The following is a 22,136-nucleotide window of genomic DNA, read 5'->3' on the forward strand; positions in this document are numbered from 1 at the left end:
GTCGGGAACCGTCGCCTGTGCCGGAACAAATTCAGAAGATCGCCGAAAACCTCAAGTCGCTCGGTGCGAAGAGGCTCGCCATCATGGGCGGGATTCTCGCGACGGTGATGGCGACGATCCTGGTCGGCGCCATCTACCTGAACAGGCCGGCAAACGAGACGCTCTATGTCGGCCTCGACCGCAGCGACGTCTCCAAGATCGGGGTCGTGCTCTCGGAAGCCGGAATGTCCTACGACGTCGGATCGGACGGCACGAGCGTGCTCGTCCCCACCGGCTTCACCGGGCGGGCGCGGATGATCCTCGCCGAGAAGGGCCTGCCCAGCAGTTCCAACGCGGGCTATGAACTCTTCGACAACGTCGGCTCGCTCGGTCTCACCTCCTTCATGCAGGAAGTGACGCGGGTACGCGCCCTGGAAGGGGAGATCGCGCGCACCATTCAGTCGATCGCCGGCATCAAGTCCGCGCGCGTCCACATCGTCATGCCGCAGCAGGCGAGCTTCCGGCGCGAGGAGCAGCAGCCGACGGCGTCCGTCGTCATCCGCGCCGGCGGGGTGGACGAGATCCGGACCGCCAACGCCATCCGCCATCTCGTGGCTGCGGCGGTGCCGGGTCTGACCTCCGACAACGTCACCGTGCTCGACACGAACGGCGCGCTGCTGGCGACCGGCGACGATCCGTCCAACAGTTCGATCAACCGGTCCATGAGCATCGAGCGGACCGTCGAGAGCCAGGTCGCCGACAACATCTACCGCGCGCTCGCCCCTTTCCTCGGCCGCGACAACTTTCGCGCCAGCGTGAAGGCCGTCGTCAACACGGACGCGCGCCAGATCGAGGAGACGGTCTTCGATCCGGACTCCAAGGTCGAACGGTCGATCCGCACGATCCGCGAGAACAACACGGCCAACGAGAGCGGCGCGGCAGCGCCCGCGACGGTGGAGCAGAACATCCCCGACCAGGGCAACGCCGGAACGAACCCCTCCTCGTCGGAAGAGAGGGAACGCCGCGAGGAAATCACCAATTACGAGCTCAATTCCAAGCGCATCGCCACGACCAGCAACGGCTATCAGATCTCGAAGCTGTCGATCGCCGTCGTGGTGAACCGCGACCAGATCGCGGCGACCCTGGGGGAAGGCGCCACCGCCGAACAGATCCAGGCGCGGGTGGCCGAGATCGAGAACGTCGTGGCGACCGCGGCAGGCCTCGACGGCGAGCGCGGCGACAAGGTTTCGGTCACCGCGCTCTCCTTCGTCGAGGAAGCGGTCGCCGAGGGGGTCGCCTCCCCCGGCATCCTCGAGACCGCGAGCCAGTACACCGGGTCGATGATCAATGCCCTGGCCTTCGTCATCGTGGCCTTCCTCGTCTCCTGGTTCGGGCTCCGGCCGCTCGCGGGCGCCCTGACGAAGAGCGAGAGCGTCGCCGGCCCCGATTTCGGCGATCTGCAGCTGCCCTTCGATTCGCCGCTGAACAACATGGCGCTGCCGGATCCCCTCGCCGGGATGGGCGGCGGCTTCCCCGGCATCGCGGGCATGGGCGGCATGGGCGGCATGGGCGGCATGGGCATGCCCAACGAGAGCGACGTGATGGAAGAGCTCAAGATGCGGTTGCGCCCGGCTCCGCAGGAGCGGCTGGCGCACATGGTCGAGCTCAATGAGGAACGCACGGCCGCGATCCTGCGCAAGTGGGTCGGCGGAGAGGCGATGGCGAGCTGATGCCCACGCTGGCCGACGTTCTGGTCGATTTCGGAAAGCCGAAGGCGAAGCAGACCGCCCCCGGCTCCGTTCCGGCCGCCCTGCCGATGCCCGACTTCGCCTTCGGCCAGCCGGACGGCGCTCTTCCGCTCGACGCCGGCGCCCTGTCCGGCATGCCGGGCGCAGGTTTCGACCCGCCATTCGGTCTGTCGGATCCCGAGTTCGGGCTCGCCGCCCCGCCGGTGCCCGTCGATGTCGACGCCCTCGTCGCCGAGGCGGTCGCACAGGCCGAGGCGAACCTCGCCGCGCGGCTGGAAACGGAATTCGCCGAGCGGCTCGATGCCCGCGAACGGGCTCATGGCGAGGAACTGGAGCGCCTGCGGCAGGAAGCGGGCGAGGCGGCCGGCATGCGGATCGCCGATGAGTTCGCCGCGCTGGAGAAGCGCCTGAGCGCCTACACCTCCGACGTGGTCGCCCGGCTGCTCGCCCCCGTGCTGACGGACGATCTCCAGCGCAGGGCCGTCACGCGTCTCGCCGCCGCCGTCGGCGCGGCGATCCGCGAGTCCGGCGCAGTGCAGATCCGCGTGCGGGGGCCGCTGTCGCTGTTCGAGATGCTGGAGGCCCGGCTCGGCGAGCAGTCCGGCCGCCTCGAGTTTACCGAAACGCAGGAACTCGACCTTCAGGTGGCTGTCGACGAGAGCCTCTACGAGACGCGGCTTTCGGAATGGTCGCAATCGCTGGCTGAGGCCGTCCCATGAGCAACGCGGATCATCACGTCGAAGAGATCATCATCGTCAAGCGCCACGGCGACGACCACGACGGTCATCACGGCGGGGTCTGGAAGATCGCGTTCGCCGACTTCATGACGGCGCTGATGTGCTTCTTCCTGGTGATGTGGCTGATCAACGCCGCCAACGAGGAGACCAAGGTCTCGGTGGCGAGCTACTTCAACCCGATCAAGCTCACCGACCGCAACGCCAGCCGGCGCGGCCTGGACGAGGCGGGTGCCGGGCCGGAAACCCAGCAGGGGTCCAGCGAGACACCCGACGAGGAGACCACGGCCAACGACGCGAAGGGTCCCGCCACCGCCGGCGAGGGCGAGGAGATGAGCTCCAAGGCCGGCGAGAAGGTCGAGCTCCAGTCCGACGAGAACCTCTTTTCGGATCCCTACGCGGTTCTGGCGGAGATCGCGGCCGAATCCGGCGAACTGCAGAACCTCAGCGAGAAGGGCGACGGCGGCGCGAACCAGTCCGGCGCCGCCACCGGCGCCTCGGGCGGCCAGTCCTTCCGCGATCCCTTCGCGCCGGACTTCTGGTCGAAGCAGGTGGAGCAGGACCAGCAGGGCGAACCGGACCTGTTCGAGCAGCCGAAGGTCGAGAACCCGGCACCCGGCGCCGACCCCCGCGCCGGCCTCGTCGCCGTGGCGCCCGAAGACGATCCCTTCTCGCAGGACGTCTTCACCGACCCCGACAAGCTCGCAAGGCGCATGGGTGCCGCCGACGACGGCGAGGCTCGGGAGGGCGAAGGCCGCAAGCCCGGCGGCAAGGCGGAGGCGGGCGAGACCGGCGGCGAGAAGGTCGCGCAGGGCGAGCCGGGTATCGATCCGGCCGCCGCGCGGCTGGCACGGGAAATCGAGGCCGAGCTGGCCGAGGCCTTCGGGACCGGTGAGAAGATCACCGGCGGCATCGCGGTGACGCCGACGGATCGGGGCATCATGATCTCGCTGACCGACCAGCTCGACTACGGCATGTTCGAGATCGGATCGGCGGTGCCGCGCCGCGACCTCGTCCTGGCGATGGAGAAGGTCGCGTCCATCCTCAACGGCAAGCCGGGCGCCATCGTCATCAACGGCCATACCGACGCCCGCCCCTTCCGCAGCGAGACCTACGACAACTGGCGGCTGTCGAGCGCGCGCGCCCAGAGCGCCTACTACATGCTCGTGCGCGGCGGACTCGACGAGCGGCGCGTGCGGGAGATCACCGGTTACGCCGACCGCCAGCTGAAGCTCCCCGCCGATCCCTTCTCCGACACCAACCGGCGCATCGAGATCCTGCTGGAGACCGGGGGATGAACTGGCGGGCGAACGCCGCCGCTGCGCTTCTGTCCGCCTGCCTGCCCCTGGCCGCGCAGGCCGAAGACGACATCGCGCCCTACAAGATGGTCCGCTCCCTGCAGATCGTTCAGGACCAGATCGCCAATGGCGACCACGCCTCGCTGCCGATGCAGCAGAAGCTGCTCGAACTCACCGATGCGCGCTTCCGCAGCGCCGGCAAGAAGGAATTCGAAGATCCGCGCAACCTCTCGGCCCTGCTCGTCTGGGCCATGAGCGGCGGCAATCCGACGACCGTGGAAGTGGCGCTGTCGCGGCTCGAGCTCGAAGGCGAGGATGCCGTCGTGGGCAGGGGCGTCCTGGCCTACATGCGCGGCCAGCTGCCGCGCGCGGCGGCCATCCTCGACGCGGTCGATCCGATGGCCCGCCGCGACGACACCGGCGCCTTCATCGCCCTGGTCAAGGGTTCGATCATCGGCGGTAAGTCCCCTGCCCCGGCGCTGAAGCTGATGGACCAGGCACGCCTCCTCGCGCCGGGCACGCTGGTCGAGGAAGCCGCCCTGCGGCGATCCCTGCCGCTGGTGCTGACGATGCGCCAGCCCGACCGCTTCCTGCGCCTGTCCGAACAATACACGCGCCGCTTCCTGCGCTCGCCCTATGCCAGCGAGTTCGCCGACGCCTTCGTCGAGGGGCTCGTCGCCTTCCATGACGACATCGACGAGGCCGAGATCGACACCATCGTCTCGCTGATGTCGCCGCCCCAGCAGGAAGCCATCTACCTGCGGCTCGCCCGCCGCAGCACGATCAAGGGCCAGATCGCGCGGTCGGCCTTCGCCTCCGAGAAGGCGCGCAGCATCATGCAGGACACCGAGCAGGGCGCCGATCCGCGGGCCATGCTCTACGAGGCCATCGCGTCGATCACCTCCGAGAACATCGAGGAGGTGCTGGCGCGGCTGAAGGACGTCGATCCCGGACAGCTGTCCCCGCGCGACCGTCGCCTGCTGCTGGCCGCGCGCGCCATTGCCGCGGAGGTGCTCGCCCCGCCCGGAAGCGATCAGCCGCCGCCTGAGGGCGGCGACGAAACGGAGGATGCCGCCACGGTCGCCGCCCCGCCCCCGAACGCTTCCGCCCCGGCCGAGACATCGGCGGCAGCAGCGCCAGCCGAACGGGCCGCACCAGCCGGGCCGGCCGTCCCCGCAGGACTTGCCGAGATGGCTGCAGAAGCGGCAGGCGAAGCGGCCGACCAGGCCGAATCGAACGCGCTCATGACCTCGGTCCGCACCAAGCTCGACGAAGTCGATCGCCTACTGTCCGGAGGGAAGCAGCCATGATCGACCTCGCGGCCCCGACCGGACCCGCGGCCATGCCGGGCGGCCCGGGCAACGGCGCTTCGCGGGAGGCCGCCGGCGGTTTCGCCGACCTCGTCGGGCGTCCCGGCTCCGGCAAGCCGGCACCGGGCGCCGCGGGCGGCACCGGCGACCGGTCCGGCGCCCTGGATGACCCGGCGACGTCCGAAGGCGCGAAAGAGGCGGTCGAACCGGCGGACGACGGTGCGCCGGCAGCGGGCGAGCGCCCTGCCGGCTGGCGCGTACGCGGCCTCCACGAGATCCTCGCATCGCTTCTGGACGAGCGCGGAGCACCGGCCGGGGAGGACGGCGCGCCGGCGGGCGCCACGCCCGGCGCTTCGGGCGAGGCGGAGGTCGTCACCGGCGAGGCGACGATCCAGACGCACGACGCAGAAGACGGCACGGCCGAAACGGACGTCGAGGAACCGGATGGCTCCGGCCGCGACACCGGCGACGTCGATCCGGAGGCCGCGGCCGCCATGGCGGCAGCCGTCGTCCCGATCGCGCAGCCCCGCGACCTGCATCCGGGCGGCGCCCCCGCGGGCCGACCGGCCGAGCATGCCGCCGCCGCGCCGGCTGCACCGGTCGCCGCACCGCAGGAAGAGAGCGGAGAGCAGGACGACGGGCCGTCGCGCGAAGGCCGTCGCGGCGAGGCTGCGCCGGAGGCCGGAATCCGTCAGAACGCCGCTCCCGAGACGGGCGAGATCAAGATCCGCGTCATCGCCGACACGGTCGCCCCAGCCCCCGGACTGTCGCAAAACGGCCGCACCGTCGCGGATCTTGCAGCCACCATCGCGTCGGATGACGGCTGGAAGGGTGCCGTGGAGCGGGCAGCGGCTTCCGCCGCGGATGCCCCCGATGCCCCTGCGGGTCCCGTCCGCGATCTCCGGATCCAGCTCAACCCCGCCGAACTCGGCTCCGTGGACGCTCGACTGCGGATCGTTGGAGAGCAACTATCAGTGGAGATTCGCGTCGAAGGGCGCGAAGCCTTTCGCCGTCTCTCGTCCGAAAAGGACGCCATCCTGACTGCCTTGCGCGGCCTCGGCTTCGCGGTGGACGACGTCTCGATCCAGCAGCAGCCGGTCGCGTCGACGCAGTCACCGGCCGGTCCCGGCAGCCGTCAGGGCGAGCCTTCCGGGGGACTCCCGCAGGGCGCCGGACGGGGTCATCAGGGCGAGGGCGGCACGGCCGGAGGACGTCCGCGTGGCGACGAACAGGGAGGTCAGAACGGCGATGCGCGCACTCCTGCGACGCGCCCTGCTGGTGGCGGCATTTACATCTAGTGCAACCGCCAGTGCCCTGGCCAATTCCTGCGAAGCGGAGATCCTGCGCGCCTCGAAGGCATACGGCATCCCGGTCGGCATACTATATGCGGTAGGGCTCACGGAAACCGGCCACAAGGGGAGCCTTCAACCGTATGCCTTGAACATAGAGGGTCAGGCGGTCTTCGCGCACACGCAGGAAGAGGCCGAACGCCTCTTCGAGACCGCCAGACGCAACGGCAAGACCCTCATCGATCTCGGCTGCATGCAGATCAATCACCGGTACCATGCAGACGCGTTCGCCAGCCTGTCCGAGATGCTCGACCCGCGCCTCAACGTCGACTATGCGGCCCGTTTTCTCGTCCAGCTGAAGCAGCGTCACGAGACCTGGTCCCTGGCGGTTGCGCGCTATCACGCCGGTCCCGACAACGACCCCGCACAGAAGCGCTACGTCTGCCGCGTCATCGCCAACATGGTGGCCACCGGCTTCGGACGTTGGACCGAAGGCGCAAGAAGTTTCTGCAACTGAGAGGTTGTATTCGTCGCCGCACGGGTGCTAAAGGCGGCTTGTGGACAAGCTGTGGACGATGAAGCGCGCAGCCCCACCAAATATCCCCAGATCTGACACATGATTTCTGACAGTTGTCGCCGATTCCCGGCAACGGTTACCCCATTCACCAGCGGGCTGAGCAACTGATTCGGGGGGCGCACCGATGATTGTCATCGTTGATGAACGTGAACGCGTAAAAGAAGGGTTTACATCGCTTTTCGGCAGGGAAGGCGTCCCCACCACCGGCTTCCGCGCGAGCGAGTTCGGCGAATGGGTGAGCAGTGCCGCGACCGAGGATCTGCAGTCGGTCGGCGCCTTCCTCATCGGTGAGTGCGACGATCATCCGGTCTCGCCGCGGCTGCTGCGTGAACGGACCGGCGCCCCGGTGATCGCGCTCTCCGACCAGCATTCGCTCGAGAACACGCTGCGGCTGTTCGAATCCGGCGTCGACGACGTCATCCGCAAGCCCGTCCACATCCGCGAGATCCTGGCCCGCATCGCCGCGATCAGGCGCCGCGTGCACGACGAAACCGCAAGCTGGACCGATCTTGGCAGCCTGCGCATCTTCATGAACGGCCGCGACCCCGAGATCGACGGCGTGCCGCTTCCGCTGCCGCGCCGTGAGCGTCGGATCCTGGAGTTCCTGGCGCAGAACCGCGGACGCCGCGTCACCAAGACCCAGGTCTTCAACGCGATCTACGGCATCTTCGACGAGGAGGTCGAGGAGAACGTGGTCGAGAGCCATGTCAGCAAGCTGCGCAAGAAGCTGCGCGAGCGCCTGGGCGTCGACCCGATCGATTCGAAGCGCTTCCTCGGCTACTGCCTGAACGTCTGAGCCCGCCATGGGCGCCGCGCCGGTCGTGAGGAGGCGCTGGAGCCCGGCAGTACGGCTTCGCCGACCTTCGAGTACAGTTTCGCACAAGTCCGGAAAGCTAGCCTGCAGGATGGGCGACCCTGGCAGCGAAGGAAAGTCTCCATGAGCCTCTACGGAATGATGCGCACGGGCGTATCCGGCATGCAGGGACAGTCGAACCGGCTGGGGACCGTCGCCGACAACATCGCCAATGCCGGCACCAACGGCTACAAGAAGTCGACCATCGAGTTCTCCACCCTCGTCATCGGTTCGTCGGACGGCTACTACGCATCCGGCGGCATCGTCAGCGACGTGCGCGCTTCGGTGTCCCGGCAGGGCGTCATCCAGTACACGCCCTCGGCCACGGACCTGGCGATCGAGGGCAACGGCTTCTTCGTCGTGCAGGACGAGTCCGGTCAGCCGTTCCTCACCCGCGCCGGCTCCTTCGTTCCCGACGACCAGGGGCGGCTGGTGAATGCCGCGGGCTTCTACCTGCTCGGATACAGCTTCGCGAACGGAGATCCGAGCCCCGTCGCCAATTCCTTCGCGGGTCTGCAACCGGTGACGGTCGTCCAGCAGTCGATGTCGGCCATCCCCACCACGGCGGGAAGCCTGACGGCGAACCTGCCCGCGAATGCGGATGAGGTTGCCGCCGCTCAGCTGCCCTCTACCAACGTCGGCGGCGCGGAATACACCAACAAGACGTCGATGGTGGTCTACGACAGCCTCGGCGGCGAGGTGCTGCTCGACGTCTACTATTCCAAGACGGCCGACAACGAGTGGGAGATCGCGGTCTTCAACCAGGCCGACGGCACGGCGAACACCGGCTTCCCCTATGCGTCCGGTCCGCTCGCCTCCGACACGCTGCTCTTCGACGGCACGAACGGCCAGCTCGACGCCGCCAGCATTACCGATCTGTCGATCCCGATTCCGGGCGGCGAGACGCTGATCCTCGACCTTTCGCAGATGAGCCAGCTCGCCACCAGCTACACGCCCGGCGAGGCCAATGTGAACGGCAGTGCCGCCAGCGCGGTGAAGGAGATCAAGATCGGCGAGGATGGCACCGTCTACGCCCGCTTCGAGAACGGCACGATGCAGGCGCTCTACAAGATCCCGCTCGCCAACGTGCGCAGTCCCGACCAGCTGCTCATCGGCTCGGGCAACGTCTTCAGCCAGAGCCCGAGCTCGGGCGACGTCTTCCTGGGCTTCGCCGATTCCGGCGGCTTCGGCTCCATCAGCTCCGGCGCGCTGGAGGCCTCCAACGTCGACATCGGCGAGGAGCTGACCGCCATGATCGAGGCGCAGCGCAGCTACACCGCCAATTCGAAGGTGTTCCAGACCGGCTCCGAGCTGATGGACATCCTCGTGAATCTCAAGAGGTAAACCAGCATGCCCGGCCCGGAGAGTGGTGACGGATGTCGCTGACAACGGCGCTCAACATCGCCCAGAGCGCGTTGCTCGCGACGTCCAAGCGCACGAGCGTCGTCTCGCAGAACATCACCAACGCCGGCAATGCGGACTACGCCCGGCGGACGGCCGTTCTCGCGAGCACCGACGGCGGCGTGCGGGTCGCCGAGGTGCGTCGCGCGACCAACGAGGCCCTGTTCAGGCAGAACCTGCGCGCCTCGTCGGACTGGCAGGGCCAGCAGCGCCTGCTGTCGGGGCTCGACAGCCTCTCGACCGCCGTGAACGGCACGGACAACGCCTCCTCGCCCACCACCGCGCTCGCCGGCCTGCGCGACGCGCTGCAGCTCTACTCGGCCACGCCGTCGAGCTCGAATCTCGCCGAAGGGGCCATCGACGCGGCGCGCCAGCTCGTTCGTTCGCTGAACGACGGCTCGGACGCGGTCCAGGCCGTCCGCACCGGCGCCGACATCGAGATCAAGGCGGCCGTCGACGACATCAACAAGCTGCTCGCCGATTTCGAGACCGCCAACCGGCAGGTCATTTCCGCGACCTCCACCGGGCGCGACGCGAACAGCTACATCGACCAGCGCAACGCCATCCTCTCCGAGATCGCGCAGTACATGCCGATCTCGACCTACACGCGCGGCAGCGAGGACATGGTCATCATGACCGGCGACGGCGCGACCCTGTTCGAGACCGTTCCGCGTGCGGTCACCTTCGAGCCCACCGCCTCCTTCGGCCCCGGCATGACGGGCAACCCGGTCTATGTCGACGGTATCCCGATCACCGCTGCGGATCAGGCGGCCGGCGAGATCTCGGGCACGCTCGGCGCTCTGGTGAAGCTGCGCGACGATGTCGCCGTGACCATGCAGACACAGCTCGACGAGATCGCGCGCGGCGCCATCCTCGCCTTCGCCGAACTCGACCAGACGGGCGGCGGCGCGCCGCCGCTCGCGGGTCTGTTCACCTGGAGCGGCGGGCCGGACCTGCCGCCCGACGGGGTGGTCACGCAGGGCCTCGCCTCGATGATCAAGGTCAACCCGGCCTTCGACAGCGAGCAGGGCGGCAATCCCGTGCTGCTGCGCGACGGCGGTGCGAACGGCGGCGACTATCTCGCCAACACCGCCGGCGGTGCCTCCTTCGCCACGCTGCTGATCGGCTATGCCGACCGCATCGACGCGCCCATCGTCTTCGATTCGGCGGCCGACATCGCCGCCAACGTCAGCCTCGCCGATTTCGGCGCGAACGCCATCGGCTGGATCGAGGGGCTGCGCAAGCAGTCCTCCAGTGCGGAGGTGAACGCGAGCGCCATGATGGTTCGCTCGGCCGAGGCGCTCTCGAACGAAACCGGCGTGAACGTCGACACGGAGATATCCCTGCTGCTCGACCTCGAGCATTCCTACGAGGCCTCCGCCCGCATCATCAGCACCGTCGACCGGATGATGGCGGCGCTCCTGGAACTGGTGTGATGGCATCATGAAGGTCAATTTCGTCTCCACCGATGCCATCCGCAGCGCCCTGCGTTACTCGCTGACGCAGATGCAGTCGGACCTGATCGCCGGTCAGAAGGAGGTCCAGACCGGCAAGGTCGCCGATCTCGGACTTTCGATCGGCGTGCGGTCCGGCAAGGCCGTCACGCTTTCGCGCGACATCGTCCGGATGGAGACGATCGTCGGCACGAACGCCCTGGTTTCCTCGCGCCTCACGGCCACGCAGAACGCGCTCGGCCAGGTTTCGGAGGGCGCGTCGACCTTCCTGTCGGCGCTCGCGGCCGCCGTATCGGGTGATGCCGACCAGGCCACCACCCGCCAGGCGGCCGTCTCCATGCTTCAGTCGCTGACCGGGATCGTCAACTCCAGCTTCAACGGCGAGCACATCTTCGCCGGCGTCAACACCGACGTCGTCCCGATGGCCGACTATTTCGACGCGTCCGTTCCTGGCCCCAAGGCGGCCATCGACGCCGCCTTCCTGTCCGAATTCGGCTTCGCGGCGGACGATCCGGCAGCCGATACCGTCACCGGCGCGCAGATCACCGCCTTCATCGACGGTGCGCTCAGCGACGAGTTCTTCGGCTCCGGCTGGGAGACCAACTGGTCCGCCGCCTCGGACCAGGGCATCACCACCCGCATCGCGCTCAACGAAACCGCCGAGACCTCGGTCAGCGCCAACATCGAGGGCATCCGCAAGCTCACCATGGCCGCCGCCATGGTGGCCAACCTGTTCGACGGCGACCTCAACGATCAGGCGCTGGTGGCCGTCGCCGACCGGGCCGTCCGGATGGTCGGCGAGGCGATGGGCGACCTGGCCCAGACCCAGGCCCGCGTCGGCTTCACCGAGCAGCGCATCTCCAGCGCCACCGAGCGCGTCGAGATGCAGATCGATATCTTCAAGACCTTCCTGAACGAACTGGAAGGCGTCGACCCGTACGAAGCGTCCACCCGCGTAAACGCGTTGATCTCGCAGATCGAAACCTCATACGCCCTGACGGCTCGGATCCAGCAACTGAGCCTCACGAGGCTGCTGTAGCAACCGCGGCCGGTCCGGCGCGCATCGAAAACGGAAGAACGATGTATCAGTTCTCATACGCCGAAGTCCAAACCGATTCGGTCGCCGACGCGAAGGACCGCGAACGGCAATTGCTGTCGCGGTCGATCGACCTGCTGGTCGCCGCGCGCGACAAGGGCGTGAACTCCATGCAGGCCGTCGAGGCGCTGCATTTCCTCAACCGCGTCTGGACGACCTTCATCGAGGATCTCGCCAGCAGCGACAACGAGCTGCCCTCCGAGCTGCGCGCCAATCTGATCTCGATCGGCCTGTGGCTGCTGCGCGAGGGCGAGGCGGTGCGGCAGGGCCAGTCCGACAATTTCGACGGGCTGATCGAAGTTTCGCAGATCATCAGGGACGGCATACAATGAAGAACACCCTGCGCATCTCGCTCAAGGCGAACGAGAAGATCTACATCAACGGCGCGGTGGTGCGGGTCGACCGCAAGACCTCGATCGAGTTCCTCAACGACGTGCAGTTCCTGCTGGAGAACCACGTCATGCAGCCGGAGAAGGCCTCGACGCCGCTGCGTCAGCTCTACTTCATCGTCCAGGTCATGCTGATGAACCCGGGCGATTCGGGTCCAGCGCGCGACATGTTCAAGCGCTCGCTGCCGATGCTGCTCGCCACCTTCACCAACGAACAGGTGCTCGCTTCGCTGAAGCATGCCGACCGGCTGGTGGCCGAGGAGCACATCTACGACGCGCTCAAGCTGATCCGCAGCCTGTTCCCGATCGAGGCGGCCATCCTCGCCGAGCAGAGCAACCTCTCCCCTCCCCTTGCACCCGACGCGCTGGAGGCGCTCGCATCATGACCGTTCCCGCCGTCACCAGTTCGACCGCGACGACGACCGCCGCCAGCCAGGCGAGCGCGACCACGGTGGACTACGAATCCTTCCTGCGGCTCCTCGTCACCCAGATGAAGAACCAGGATCCGACCGCGCCGATGGATTCGACCGATTACGTCGCGCAGCTCGCGACCTTCTCCCAGGTCGAGCAGACCGTGCAGACCAACAGCAAGCTCGATTCGCTGCTGCAGATGTCGCTGCTCGGCCAGGCGTCGAGCATCATCGGCCGCACCGTCACGGACACCGACGGGACCACCGGCGTCGTGGCCGAAACGCGCATCACCGCCTCCGGCGTCACGGCGGTCCTGCAGAACGGCGCCGAGGTGGTCATCGGGACCGGAGTCAGGATAAGCTGAGCCGCAGGCCGGCCCGAAGGCCGCCGGAGAAGCCGCATGAACGAGGTCGACGCTCTCGAAATCGTCCAGTACGCGATCTGGACCGTGCTCCTGGCCTCCGGCCCGGCGGTGGTCGTCGCCATGCTCGTGGGCGTGTCCATCGCGCTGATCCAGGCGTTGACCCAGGTCCAGGAGATCACCCTGACCTTCGTGCCGAAGATCATCTCGATCCTGCTCGCCGTCGCACTGTCGGGGCCGTTCGTCGGCGCCCAGCTCTCCTCCTTCACCAACGTCATCTTCCAGCGCATCCAGAACGGGTTCTGACGGCCTGCAGCCCGCTCGCGGCACGCTCACCCTCGCGCAAGCTTGGGCCTCTAGTCTGCGTCGCCTGAGAGGATGTGAAAGAATGCCCGTCGCCGGGCCGCCCGGGCCAAACAGCTCAAGGATTTCAGCGGGCATTCTTTCGCATTCTCGATGGATTCACCCCCTCTGAGGGCAGAGCCAGGAGAGACGCCGACCGATGGCCAACGTGACCATCACGCCGATACCGGCCGCAGCCGAGCGCAACAGCCGCGACGTCTACTTCGCGATGGGCATCGTCACGATCCTGTCGGTGCTGTTCCTGCCCATCCCGTCCTTCATGATCGACATGGGTCTGGCGATCTCGATTGCCCTGTCCGTCCTGATCCTGATGGTGGCGCTCTGGATTCCGCGGCCGCTCGACTTCTCTTCCTTCCCCACGATCCTCCTGCTCGCGACCATGCTGCGGCTGGCACTCAACATCGCCACGACGCGCGTGATCCTCGCGCATGGCAACGAGGGCACGCACGCGGCCGGCTACGTGATCGGCGGGTTCTCCAACCTCGTGATGAGCGGCGATTTCGTCATCGGCCTGATCGTCTTCCTCATCCTCATCATCGTGAACTTCATCGTCATCACCAAGGGCTCCACCCGTATCGCCGAGGTCGGCGCGCGCTTCACCCTCGATGCGATCCCCGGCAAGCAGATGTCGATCGACGCGGATCTCTCCGCCGGCATCATCAACGAGAAGGAGGCGCAGGCGCGCAGGCGCGAGCTGGAGGAGGAAAGTTCCTTCTTCGGCTCGATGGACGGCGCTTCCAAGTTCGTGCGCGGCGACGCCATCGCCGGCCTGATCATCACCGCCGTCAACATCATCGGCGGCATCGCCATCGGTTACGGCCGGCATGGCATGAGCATCGGCGAGGCAGCCGACGTCTTCGTGAAGTTGTCCGTCGGCGATGGCCTCGTGACCCAGATTCCGGCGCTGATCGTCTCGCTCGCGGCCGGCCTCCTCGTCTCCAAGGGCGGCACGCGCGGCGCGGCCAACCAGGCGGTCATGGGCCAGCTCGCCGCCTATCCCCGCGCGCTCTACGTGGCGGCCGCACTGCTCATGGGGCTGGCTCTCATGCCCGGGCTGCCGTTCCTACCCTTCATGGCTCTCGCCGGTGGCCTGAGCGTTGTCGCCTACGTCATCCCGCGGCGCGCCAGGCTTCGCCAGGAGGCGGAGGCGGCCGCCACGCAGCAGAAGGAGGCAGAGAAGGTCCAGGAGGACAAGAACTCGGTCAAGTCGTCGCTCAAGACCGCCGAAATCGAACTCCTGATCGGCAAGCAGCTGTCGACGCGCCTGCTCACCTCACACCAGGAACTCGCCTTCCGCATGGGCAAGATGCGCAAGAAGTTCGCGCTCGATTACGGTTTCGTCGTCCCCGAAGTGCGGCTGACCGACGATTTCGCCATTCCCCCGAAGGCCTACCAGATCAAGATCCACGGCACGGTGGTGGCCGAGTACCAGATGCGCGTCGGTGAGGTCATGGTGCTGCTCGGCGGCAACCAGCCGCCCGACATGCCGGGCGAGGAGGTGCGCGAGCCGGCCTTCGGCATGCGCGCCTATTCGGTTCCGGAGACCTTCTCCGAAGATCTCAAGCGCGACGGCTATGCCTTCGCCGACAACCTCTCTGTCCTGCTCACGCATCTGTCGGAAGTGATCCGCAACAATCTTCCGCAGCTCCTGTCCTACAAGGACATGAAGGCGCTGATCGAGCGGCTCGACCCCGAATACAAGAAGCTCGCCGACGAGATCTGCTCCTCCCACATCTCCTACCCGGGCCTGCAGGCGGTCCTGAAGCTGCTGCTGGCCGAGCGCGTCTCGATCCGCAACCTGCATCTGATCATCGAGGCGATCGCCGAGATCGCGCCGCATGTCCGCCGCACCGAGCAGATCGTCGAGCACGTGCGCATCCGCATGTCGCAGCAGATCTGCGGCGATCTCACCGCCGGCGGCGTGCTCAAGGTCCTGCGCCTCGGCAACCGCTGGGACCTCGCCTTCCACCAGTCGCTGAAGCGCGACGCCAAGGGCGAGATCCGCGAGTTCGACATCGACCCGCGGCTGCTCGAGGAGTTCGGCCAGGAGGCGGCGAAGGTCGTGCGCAAGCATTTCGACGCCGGCGAGCGCTTCGTCATCGTCACCGCGCCGGACGCCCGTCCCTATGTGCGCATGATCATCGAACGCTTCTTCCCGACGCTGCCGGTGCTCTCGCATGTCGAGATCGCCAAGGGCGTCGAGATCCGCGTGCTCGGTTCCTTCTCGTGATCCTGCCGGGCGACCAGATCATCCTGGCGGCATTCCTCGCCTTCTGCCGCGTCGGCGCCTGCTTCATGATCATGCCGGGCCTGTCCAGTGTGCGGGTACCCCTGCAGGTACGACTGTTCGTTGCCGTCGGCGCCACCTTCGCCATCACCGTCCACCTCTGGGACAGTCTCACGCCCTTCGTCACGCGCGAGCCGGCCGTGCTCGCCGGACTCGTTCTTTCGGAACTCCTGATCGGCGCGCTGATCGGCCTCGTCACCCGTGTGTACGTCCTGGCCCTGCAGTTCGTCGGTGCCTCCATCGCCATGATGACGGGCTACGGGAACATGGTCACCGGCGCGGTCGAGGAGAACGACGCACAGGCGGCGATCACCAACCTCGTCACCTTCTCGGCGCTGATGCTGCTCTTCATCATGAACTTTCACCACGACGTGGTGAGAGCCCTCGTCAATTCCTATCGCGTCGCCCCGCCGGATCTGCTGTTCAATCCCGGCTCGGCGCTGACCGACCTCGTCGACACGCTGGGCCAGAGCTTCATGGTGATGATACAGCTCGGCAGCCCCTTCATCGCCTACGGCATCGTCGTCAATCTCGCGGTCGGTCTCCTCAACAAGCTGACGCCGCAGATCCCGATCTACTTCATCTCCCTGCCCTTCGTGCTCGTCGGCGGGCTGCTGCTGATGTATCTCGGCGTCGGCCCGCTGCTGCGCCTGTTCGCGGAAGGGTTCGTGCCGATGACGGTGGGACGGTAGCCGTGGCCAGCCGCTCCGACAGGCTGAAACGCATCCTGCGCGTGCAGGAACAGCTGAAGGCCATGCATGAGATGCGCCGGGCCGGCGAGCTGCGTGCGGCACACGCCGCCGAAGCCGAAGCCAGCGCGATCGCCGCCGGCAAGGACGCAGACGCCTCGCTGTCGCGGCTCTTTCCCGATCTCTACGAACGCGCGATCGTGAAGGCGAACGACAGGCGCGACCGCCATCTCGAGGCAGCCCGCCAGGAGGCGCAGAAGATCGCCACCGAACAGGTGCGGACCGATCGGGTGGGGGAGGATTACCGGCTCGCCCTTCGTGCCGAGGATCGCATCGCGGAGGAGCGCGATGCGCTGGAGACGGTCGAGCGGCTGCTCGGCCTGCCGGCGTCCCGCAACGATCCGGGCGGGTAAGCCTGCGGCAAGCTTGGTCTGCGAGAAAAACGGCCAAGGAAACCGTGCCCCAGGGCTGCCCGTGAGCATCTCACCTCCGAGCGACATCATCATGGACGTGGCCCGCGCGGCCGAGCCGCAGGCACTGGAAGCCGCGCGCGCGCGGCTCGCGGCGATGGCCGACAAGGCCGCCGCGACCGTCGGCTTCGACGTCCCGGACGACCTGGCGGGCATGCGCGGCGTCACCGCGTCGAACCGCGGACAGGCGCCCGAGGCGCTCCAGAAATTCGAAGCCATGGTCCTGCAGACCTTCCTGCAGTCCATGCTGCCGCAGGACGCGGAGAACGTCTATGGCGGCGGTATCGCCGGCGACATGTGGAAGAGCTTCCTCGCACAGGAACTGGGCCAGCAGATGGCGAAGGCGGGCGGCATCGGCATCGCCGACCGGATCCTCGCCGACCACTACATGGCGCAGGACCGTCGGATCCCCGTCTCGGGCATCGACGGAGACCCGGAGGGAACGGAACGCGCCGACACCCAGTCCCTGCTCTCCGTGGCCATGGTGCAGCAGATCCAGCGCGACGTCATGCGCAGCGTCGCCGACCTCGCCGGCGACGCCGCCGGCGGTGCGGCGGACGATCGCTGACGATCGGAAGGAGCGGAGCGATGAGCGAACACGACCTCTACTCCCCGGTTCCGGCGAACGTTCCGCGGCCGCGCATCGATCCGCAGGCAGGGCTGCGCGGTACCAGCCTCCCCGGCATCATCGCGCGCATCGAGGAGGCCGTGGACGTCGAGACGCGGGCGATCCGCACCGACGTGACCTTCGACCTTCAGGCGTCGAACGAACGCAAGAGCCGCTATCTCTACGAGCTCAACAAGGCGGTCCGCGACATCAGGCCGGACGTGCTTCAGGCCAACCGCGACGGCATCATCCGGCTGCGCGGCAAGCTGGCCGAGAACCAGGCCGCCATCGCCGCCCATCTGAAGGCCGTGACCGAGGTCGCCGGCCTCATCCAGGATGCCATCCAGCAATCCGAGGCAGACGGGACCTACGGCTCCGACGCCTTCACCAGGATGCGCCCGGCATGATCAAGTTCGTCGTCGCCGCGGTCTGGATCATCGGCGTCACGATCGGGACGATCTTCATGTCCTACTCGATGAACGGCGAGAAACCGGCAGCCGAGGGCGAGTCGCCGTATCACGGCAAGCTGGAATTCGTGAAGACGGACATGCTGTCGGTTCCCGTGGTGCAGGAAGGCACGGTCAAGGGCTACTTCCTGTCCAAGTTCGTCTACGCGGCCGACGTCGACCAGTTGAAGAAGCTCGCGCTGCCGATCGACACGATCCTCATCGACGAGGTCTACACCTACCTGTTCTCGAATCCGTCGATCGACTTCTCGCGCGTGCAGGGGGTCGATCTGGACGCCCTGCGCAACGGGCTGAAGGACAGCATCAACAAGCGCGTCGGCAACGAACTCATCCACGAGGTCATGATCGAGCAGATCGACTACCTGACCAAGGAACAGATCCGCGACAACGCGCTCAAGCGGCGCGACCAGAAGGGTGGCAAGAACCGCCCGACCTTCACTGCCGACGGCGAGAAGCCGCACGGCACCGGGCACTGATGCGGACCGGCCGGGACCGGCCGCCGCTCAGCGGAAGCGCGGCCTTCGCTTCTCCAGGAAGGCGTTGAGGCCTTCGAGGGCATCGGCGCCCGATTGCGACAGCGCCGCACTCAGGCTCTCCGCGAACAGGCCGTCGGCGCGCGACATGTCGTCGATGCGCGAGATCGCCTGGATGATCAGATAGTTGACCAGCGTAGCGTTCGACGCGATCTCGGCGGCAAGCTGCAGCGCCTTGGCGAGCCCCTCACCCGGTTCGACCAGATAGTGCGAGAGGCCGAGCCGCAGCCCGTCCTGCGCGTCGTAGCGACGGCCCGTCAGCATCATCTCCGTCATGCGGTCCGGCCCGATGATGCGCCCCACGCGCACCGTCGCGCCGCCGCCGACGAAGATGCCGCGCTTGCCCTCGGGCAGCTGGAACATCGCGGAGGGCTCCGCGACCCGCACATGCGTCGCCGCCGCGATCTCGAGCCCGCCGCCCATCACCGCGCCGGTCAGCACCGAGACGATCGGCAGGCCGCCGAACTGCATCAGCTCCATCACCGCATGCCAGCTTCGCGAATGATACAGCACCTGCTCCGGTTCGCGGCGCGACTGCTCCGAAAGGTCCAGTCCCGCGGAGAAGTGGCCGCCGAGCCCCTGCAGCACGACCGCGCGCACCCCCGCCGGGGGCTTCGAGAAGAAGGCGCGCAGTTCTTCCAGAAGCAGGTCGTTGATGGCGTTGCGCTTGTCGGGTCGATTGAACGACAGGATCGCGATCGCATCGCGGATCTCGACCAGCATGGCGCGCTCGGGCGCGACGGCGGCTTCGACGGTGGAACTCATGTGCTTCCTCTCCCCCGCAGCCGGCGGCCGGCGGAAAAATTCCTCTTGATTATATTGTTACGTACCATAACGTTCTCGCGTCGTTCAAGCACGGGGCTGGCGCGATCGTCCGTCCCCTGTCAGTATGACGCAAAGGGAGGAAGTCCAATGAATCGCCATACCATAGCGGCTCTCGCCGCGTCCGTTTCCATGACCGCATTCGCCGCGCAGGCGGCGGAAGTCGAACTGCGCCTGTCCCACTGGGTGCCCGCCACCCATCCGGCCCAGACCATGGGCATGGAGCCGTGGGCCGAATCGATCAAGCAGGCCTCCAACGGCCGGATCGAGATCACCCTCTTTCCCGCCCAGCAGCTCGGCGCGGCGCCCGACCACTACGACATGGCACGCGACGGCATCGTCGACATCGCCTACGTCAACCCTGGCTACCAGGCCGGCCGCTTCCCGATCTACAGCCTCGCCGAGATCCCGTTCCAGGCGACCAATGCCAAGGAAGGCGCCAAGGCGCTGCACGAATGGTACGACCCGATCGCCGAAACCGAAATGAAGGACGTCTACTTCTGCCTGATCAACCCGCATGATCCGGGCACGATGCACTCCAAGACGCCGATCAGGGTTCCGGCCGACGTGAAGGGAAAGAACATCCGCCCGGCCCATGCCACCATGGCCCGCTTCGTCAGCCAGCTCGGCGGCGCGAGCGTCCAGGTGCCGGCGCCGGAGGCCCGCGAGGCCATCGCCAAGGGCACGGCGGACGCCATGACCTTCCCCTGGAACTCGATCTACATCTTCGGCATCGATTCGGAGGTGAAGTACCACCTCGACATGCCCTTCTACCTGTCCTCCCAGATGCTGCTCATCAACAAGGACACCTACAACGGCCTCGCGCCGGAGGATAAGAAGGTCATCGACGATCACTGCACGCCGGAATGGTCGCAGAAGTTCTCGACCGGCTGGGCCGACAACGAGGCCTCCGGCCGCCAGAAGATGATCGATTCGGGCGTCCACGAACTCTACAAGCCGACCGATGCCGAAGTGCAGCTGTGGCGCGACGCCGCCGCACCGCTGATCGATTCCTGGAAGGCCGACGTCACGAAGGCCGGCGGCGATCCGGAGAAGATCTACGCCGATTTCGTCGCCGCGCTCGAGCGCAACAACTCGCGCTACTGATCGGGACTGCGGGAGCCGGCCGAGGGGCCGGCTCCTGTCCATTGGGGACGGCTGACACGCATGGATGCTCTCATCAGGGCTCTCGAACGATTCTCGCTGGCGACCGAACGCATCGCCGCGCTGTTTCTCGCCGCGATCACGCTGCTGGTGGTGGCTTCCGCCATCGGTCGCTACGGCTTCGCCTCTCCCATACCGGAAGCCTTCGACATCTCCCGCCTCATGCTCGGGGTCGCCATCATGTGGGGCTTCGCGAGCCTCGGTTTTCGCGGTTCGCACATTAAGGTCGACGTCCTCGTCGAGCTGATGCCGCCGCCGGTGCGCCGGCTCGTCGACCTCTTCGCCTGGACCGTCCTGCTCGTCTTCACCGTGCTCCTGTCCTGGAAGATGTTCGACCGGGTCACGAGCGCCTACCGCAGCGGCGAGGCGACCTTCGACCTTCGCCTGCCTGCCTGGCCCTTCCTGGCGCTGATCTGCGCCGGCGCGACGGTCGCGATCTTCACCGCGCTGGCGCGAATCGTCATCATCGCGGCCGGACGCGGGTCGCTCGATCAATTCGAATCGGCCGAGCAGGCCGTCAACGACGGAAAGTCCGATGTCGCAGGCTGATTTCGTCGCCGTTGCGGGTTTCGTCGTCCTGTTCGCCCTCATGGCGCTGCGCGTGCCGATCGGCGTCGCCATGGGCCTCGTCGGCGTCGGCGGTTTCGCCGCCATCACCGGCATGAAGCCGGCGCTCAACCTGCTCGCCCAGTCGCCGATCCGGGTGATCAGCGACTTCAACCTGAGCCTGATCCCCTTCTTCATCCTGATGGGCGTCTTCGCCACCAATTCCGGCATGTCGCGCGAGCTGTTCCGCGCCGGTCACGCCTGGCTCGGCTTCCTGAAGGGCGGGATGGCGCTGTCGACCATCGCCGCCTGTGGCGGCTTCGCCGCGATCTGCGGCTCGTCGGTCGCCACGGCGGCGACCATGACCAAGGTTGCCTTGCCGGAAATGCGCCGCGTCGGCTATCCGGACGGGGTCTCGAGCGGGGTCATCGCGGCCGGCGGCACGCTCGGCATCCTCATTCCGCCGTCGGTCGTCCTCGCCGTCTATGCCTTCATCACCGAACAGGACGTGGGCAAGCTCTTCATCGCCGGCATCCTGCCCGGCATTCTCGCCATCGTCATGTACATGCTCACCGTCCGGATCGCCTACGGCCGTTCGCTCCCGCCCGGCGAGCGATTCGTATGGGGCGAAGCCATCCGATCGCTGCGCGACGTCTGGGCGGTGCTGATCCTCTTCATCGCCATCATCGGCTCGATGTATCTCGGCATCGCCACCGCCACCGAAGCAGCCGCGGTCGGCTCCGTGCTGACCTGCCTGATCGGCGTGCTGCGCGGCCGGCTGAACGTCGCCAGGATCATGGACAGCCTGATAGAGGCGCTGCGCACCTCCGTCGCGATCTACACGATCCTGATCGGCGCCGTGCTGTTCGGCTACTTCCTCGCCATCACCCAGACGCCGCAGAAGATCACCGCCTTCCTCGTCGCGCTCGATTTCGGCGCCTACGGCACGCTGGCGCTGATCCTCGGCTTCTTCCTCATCATGGGCTGCATCCTGGATGCGATGGCCATGATCATCCTGCTTGTGCCGATCGTCTTCCCTGTGATCCTGCATCTCGGCTTCGATCCGATCTGGTTCGGCGTCATCATCGTCATGACGGTCGAGCTCGGGCTGATCACACCGCCCGTCGGCATGAACGTCTTCGTCATCAACACCATCGCGCGCGAGGTCAATCTGGTGACCATCTTCAAGGGCGTCTTCCCCTTCGTGATGACCGACATCGTCCGGCTGATCCTGCTGATCGTCTTCCCGGCGATCGTGCTCTTCCTGCCCATGACCATGAAGTGACTT

At 67.0% G+C, this 22,136-nt stretch carries 24 protein-coding genes; 23 read left to right on the top strand and 1 reads right to left on the bottom strand.

Translation table 11 applies throughout. From position 1 onward, the window contains the following. The first annotated feature begins 17 nt into the window (after positions 1–17). From fliF to IAI54_RS15935, 20 genes are all read left to right on the top strand, one after another. Positions 18–1,709: a flagellar basal-body MS-ring/collar protein FliF gene (fliF, locus tag IAI54_RS15840; RefSeq protein WP_187968119.1), complete on the top strand. Its 1,692-nt coding sequence runs from the start codon at positions 18–20 to the stop codon at positions 1,707–1,709. Beyond that, on the top strand, positions 1,709–2,446 hold the full coding sequence (locus tag IAI54_RS15845; protein ID WP_187968120.1) for a hypothetical protein: 738 nt from the start codon (positions 1,709–1,711) through the stop codon (positions 2,444–2,446). The genes fliF and IAI54_RS15845 overlap by 1 nt, the downstream gene beginning before the upstream one ends. After that, positions 2,443–3,759 carry a MotB family protein gene (locus tag IAI54_RS15850; RefSeq protein WP_187968121.1) on the top strand — a complete coding sequence of 439 codons (1,317 nt, stop codon included), beginning with the start codon at positions 2,443–2,445 and terminating at the stop codon, positions 3,757–3,759. Before IAI54_RS15845 ends, IAI54_RS15850 begins: the two co-directional genes overlap by 4 nt. Beyond that, positions 3,756–5,069: a chemotaxis protein MotC gene (locus tag IAI54_RS15855; RefSeq protein WP_187968122.1), complete on the top strand. Its 1,314-nt coding sequence runs from the start codon at positions 3,756–3,758 to the stop codon at positions 5,067–5,069. The genes IAI54_RS15850 and IAI54_RS15855 overlap by 4 nt, the downstream gene beginning before the upstream one ends. Continuing rightward, a complete protein-coding gene (gene fliK / locus IAI54_RS15860; RefSeq protein WP_187968123.1) occupies positions 5,066–6,367 on the top strand; it encodes a flagellar hook-length control protein FliK in 1,302 nt (433 codons plus the stop codon). Before IAI54_RS15855 ends, fliK begins: the two co-directional genes overlap by 4 nt. Next, positions 6,318–6,875: a transglycosylase SLT domain-containing protein gene (locus tag IAI54_RS15865; protein WP_187968124.1), complete on the top strand. Its 558-nt coding sequence runs from the start codon at positions 6,318–6,320 to the stop codon at positions 6,873–6,875. Before fliK ends, IAI54_RS15865 begins: the two co-directional genes overlap by 50 nt. Before the next feature lie 184 nt (positions 6,876–7,059). After that, complete coding sequence (locus tag IAI54_RS15870) at positions 7,060–7,731, top strand: response regulator transcription factor (RefSeq protein ID WP_187968125.1); 672 nt, start codon at positions 7,060–7,062, stop codon at positions 7,729–7,731. Positions 7,732–7,872: 141 nt separating this feature from the next. Further along, positions 7,873–9,132, top strand: a complete 1,260-nt coding sequence (locus IAI54_RS15875; RefSeq protein ID WP_187968126.1) for a flagellar hook protein FlgE — start codon at positions 7,873–7,875, stop codon at positions 9,130–9,132. 32 nt (positions 9,133–9,164) lie between these two features. Next, positions 9,165–10,625, top strand: a complete 1,461-nt coding sequence (flgK, locus tag IAI54_RS15880) for a flagellar hook-associated protein FlgK (RefSeq protein ID WP_187968127.1) — start codon at positions 9,165–9,167, stop codon at positions 10,623–10,625. Positions 10,626–10,632: 7 nt separating this feature from the next. Continuing rightward, positions 10,633–11,682 carry a flagellar hook-associated family protein gene (locus IAI54_RS15885; protein ID WP_187968128.1) on the top strand — a complete coding sequence of 350 codons (1,050 nt, stop codon included), beginning with the start codon at positions 10,633–10,635 and terminating at the stop codon, positions 11,680–11,682. Between the two features lie 41 nt (positions 11,683–11,723). Then, entirely contained in the window at positions 11,724–12,071 is a 348-nt protein-coding gene (flaF, locus tag IAI54_RS15890) for a flagellar biosynthesis regulator FlaF (protein ID WP_187968129.1), read from the top strand. Then, a complete protein-coding gene (gene flbT, locus IAI54_RS15895; protein ID WP_187968130.1) occupies positions 12,068–12,514 on the top strand; it encodes a flagellar biosynthesis repressor FlbT in 447 nt (148 codons plus the stop codon). The genes flaF and flbT overlap by 4 nt, the downstream gene beginning before the upstream one ends. Next, positions 12,511–12,903, top strand: coding sequence for a flagellar hook assembly protein FlgD (flgD, locus tag IAI54_RS15900; RefSeq protein WP_187968131.1), 393 nt, complete (start codon positions 12,511–12,513; stop codon positions 12,901–12,903). The genes flbT and flgD overlap by 4 nt, the downstream gene beginning before the upstream one ends. Positions 12,904–12,939: 36 nt before the next feature. Continuing rightward, entirely contained in the window at positions 12,940–13,206 is a 267-nt protein-coding gene (gene fliQ / locus IAI54_RS15905; protein ID WP_187968132.1) for a flagellar biosynthesis protein FliQ, read from the top strand. A gap of 196 nt (positions 13,207–13,402) precedes the next feature. Continuing rightward, complete coding sequence (gene flhA / locus IAI54_RS15910; RefSeq protein ID WP_187968133.1) at positions 13,403–15,493, top strand: flagellar biosynthesis protein FlhA; 2,091 nt, start codon at positions 13,403–13,405, stop codon at positions 15,491–15,493. Then, complete coding sequence (gene fliR / locus IAI54_RS15915; protein WP_420838228.1) at positions 15,490–16,242, top strand: flagellar biosynthetic protein FliR; 753 nt, start codon at positions 15,490–15,492, stop codon at positions 16,240–16,242. The genes flhA and fliR overlap by 4 nt, the downstream gene beginning before the upstream one ends. Positions 16,243–16,244: 2 nt before the next feature. Further along, complete coding sequence (locus IAI54_RS15920; RefSeq protein WP_187968134.1) at positions 16,245–16,652, top strand: hypothetical protein; 408 nt, start codon at positions 16,245–16,247, stop codon at positions 16,650–16,652. Between the two features lie 61 nt (positions 16,653–16,713). After that, positions 16,714–17,277 (top strand): rod-binding protein, encoded by a 564-nt coding sequence (locus IAI54_RS15925; protein ID WP_235679067.1) that lies wholly within the window; start codon positions 16,714–16,716, stop codon positions 17,275–17,277. Between the two features lie 20 nt (positions 17,278–17,297). Next, a complete protein-coding gene (locus IAI54_RS15930; protein WP_187968135.1) occupies positions 17,298–17,723 on the top strand; it encodes a hypothetical protein in 426 nt (141 codons plus the stop codon). Next, positions 17,720–18,259: a hypothetical protein gene (locus IAI54_RS15935; RefSeq protein ID WP_187968136.1), complete on the top strand. Its 540-nt coding sequence runs from the start codon at positions 17,720–17,722 to the stop codon at positions 18,257–18,259. Before IAI54_RS15930 ends, IAI54_RS15935 begins: the two co-directional genes overlap by 4 nt. A 27-nt stretch (positions 18,260–18,286) precedes the next feature. Here the strand turns inward: IAI54_RS15935 and IAI54_RS15940 are convergent, their stop codons facing one another. Further along, positions 18,287–19,081: a crotonase/enoyl-CoA hydratase family protein gene (locus IAI54_RS15940; protein WP_235679068.1), complete on the bottom strand. Its 795-nt coding sequence runs from the start codon at positions 19,079–19,081 to the stop codon at positions 18,287–18,289. Between the two features lie 147 nt (positions 19,082–19,228). Here IAI54_RS15940 and IAI54_RS15945 point away from each other — a divergent pair, with 147 nt between their 5' ends. Genes IAI54_RS15945 through IAI54_RS15955 form a run of 3 tightly spaced genes read left to right on the top strand, consistent with a single transcriptional unit; the run spans position 19,229 to position 22,133 of the window. Further along, on the top strand, positions 19,229–20,245 hold the full coding sequence (locus IAI54_RS15945; protein WP_187968137.1) for a TRAP transporter substrate-binding protein: 1,017 nt from the start codon (positions 19,229–19,231) through the stop codon (positions 20,243–20,245). A 60-nt stretch (positions 20,246–20,305) separates the two neighbouring features. Next, the gene (locus IAI54_RS15950) at positions 20,306–20,851 is read left to right on the top strand and encodes a TRAP transporter small permease subunit (RefSeq protein WP_187968138.1); all 546 of its coding nucleotides are present in this window, start codon (positions 20,306–20,308) and stop codon (positions 20,849–20,851) included. After that, complete coding sequence (locus IAI54_RS15955) at positions 20,838–22,133, top strand: TRAP transporter large permease (RefSeq protein ID WP_187968139.1); 1,296 nt, start codon at positions 20,838–20,840, stop codon at positions 22,131–22,133. The genes IAI54_RS15950 and IAI54_RS15955 overlap by 14 nt, the downstream gene beginning before the upstream one ends. Positions 22,134–22,136 lie beyond the last annotated feature (3 nt).

It is taken from the genome of Aquibium microcysteis (genome assembly GCF_014495845.1).
Classification (GTDB): domain Bacteria; phylum Pseudomonadota; class Alphaproteobacteria; order Rhizobiales; family Rhizobiaceae; genus Aquibium; species Aquibium microcysteis.

Bases quoted from the DNA above. Each gene is read 5' to 3' on its own strand.
- IAI54_RS15845 (WP_187968120.1), top strand. From the start codon at position 1,709: ATGCCCACGCTGGCCGACGTTCTGGTCGATTTCGGAAAGCCGAAGGCG.
- IAI54_RS15850 (WP_187968121.1), top strand. From the start codon at position 2,443: ATGAGCAACGCGGATCATCACGTCGAAGAGATCATCATCGTCAAGCGC.
- IAI54_RS15855 (WP_187968122.1), top strand. From the start codon at position 3,756: ATGAACTGGCGGGCGAACGCCGCCGCTGCGCTTCTGTCCGCCTGCCTG.
- fliK (WP_187968123.1), top strand. From the start codon at position 5,066: ATGATCGACCTCGCGGCCCCGACCGGACCCGCGGCCATGCCGGGCGGC.
- IAI54_RS15865 (WP_187968124.1), top strand. From the start codon at position 6,318: ATGCGCGCACTCCTGCGACGCGCCCTGCTGGTGGCGGCATTTACATCT.
- IAI54_RS15870 (WP_187968125.1), top strand. From the start codon at position 7,060: ATGATTGTCATCGTTGATGAACGTGAACGCGTAAAAGAAGGGTTTACA.
- IAI54_RS15875 (WP_187968126.1), top strand. From the start codon at position 7,873: ATGAGCCTCTACGGAATGATGCGCACGGGCGTATCCGGCATGCAGGGA.
- flgK (WP_187968127.1), top strand. From the start codon at position 9,165: ATGTCGCTGACAACGGCGCTCAACATCGCCCAGAGCGCGTTGCTCGCG.
- IAI54_RS15885 (WP_187968128.1), top strand. From the start codon at position 10,633: ATGAAGGTCAATTTCGTCTCCACCGATGCCATCCGCAGCGCCCTGCGT.
- flaF (WP_187968129.1), top strand. From the start codon at position 11,724: ATGTATCAGTTCTCATACGCCGAAGTCCAAACCGATTCGGTCGCCGAC.
- flbT (WP_187968130.1), top strand. From the start codon at position 12,068: ATGAAGAACACCCTGCGCATCTCGCTCAAGGCGAACGAGAAGATCTAC.
- flgD (WP_187968131.1), top strand. From the start codon at position 12,511: ATGACCGTTCCCGCCGTCACCAGTTCGACCGCGACGACGACCGCCGCC.
- fliQ (WP_187968132.1), top strand. From the start codon at position 12,940: ATGAACGAGGTCGACGCTCTCGAAATCGTCCAGTACGCGATCTGGACC.
- flhA (WP_187968133.1), top strand. From the start codon at position 13,403: ATGGCCAACGTGACCATCACGCCGATACCGGCCGCAGCCGAGCGCAAC.
- IAI54_RS15930 (WP_187968135.1), top strand. From the start codon at position 17,298: ATGAGCGAACACGACCTCTACTCCCCGGTTCCGGCGAACGTTCCGCGG.
- IAI54_RS15935 (WP_187968136.1), top strand. From the start codon at position 17,720: ATGATCAAGTTCGTCGTCGCCGCGGTCTGGATCATCGGCGTCACGATC.
- IAI54_RS15940 (WP_235679068.1), bottom strand. From the start codon at position 19,081: ATGAGTTCCACCGTCGAAGCCGCCGTCGCGCCCGAGCGCGCCATGCTG.
- IAI54_RS15945 (WP_187968137.1), top strand. From the start codon at position 19,229: ATGAATCGCCATACCATAGCGGCTCTCGCCGCGTCCGTTTCCATGACC.
- IAI54_RS15950 (WP_187968138.1), top strand. From the start codon at position 20,306: ATGGATGCTCTCATCAGGGCTCTCGAACGATTCTCGCTGGCGACCGAA.
- IAI54_RS15955 (WP_187968139.1), top strand. From the start codon at position 20,838: ATGTCGCAGGCTGATTTCGTCGCCGTTGCGGGTTTCGTCGTCCTGTTC.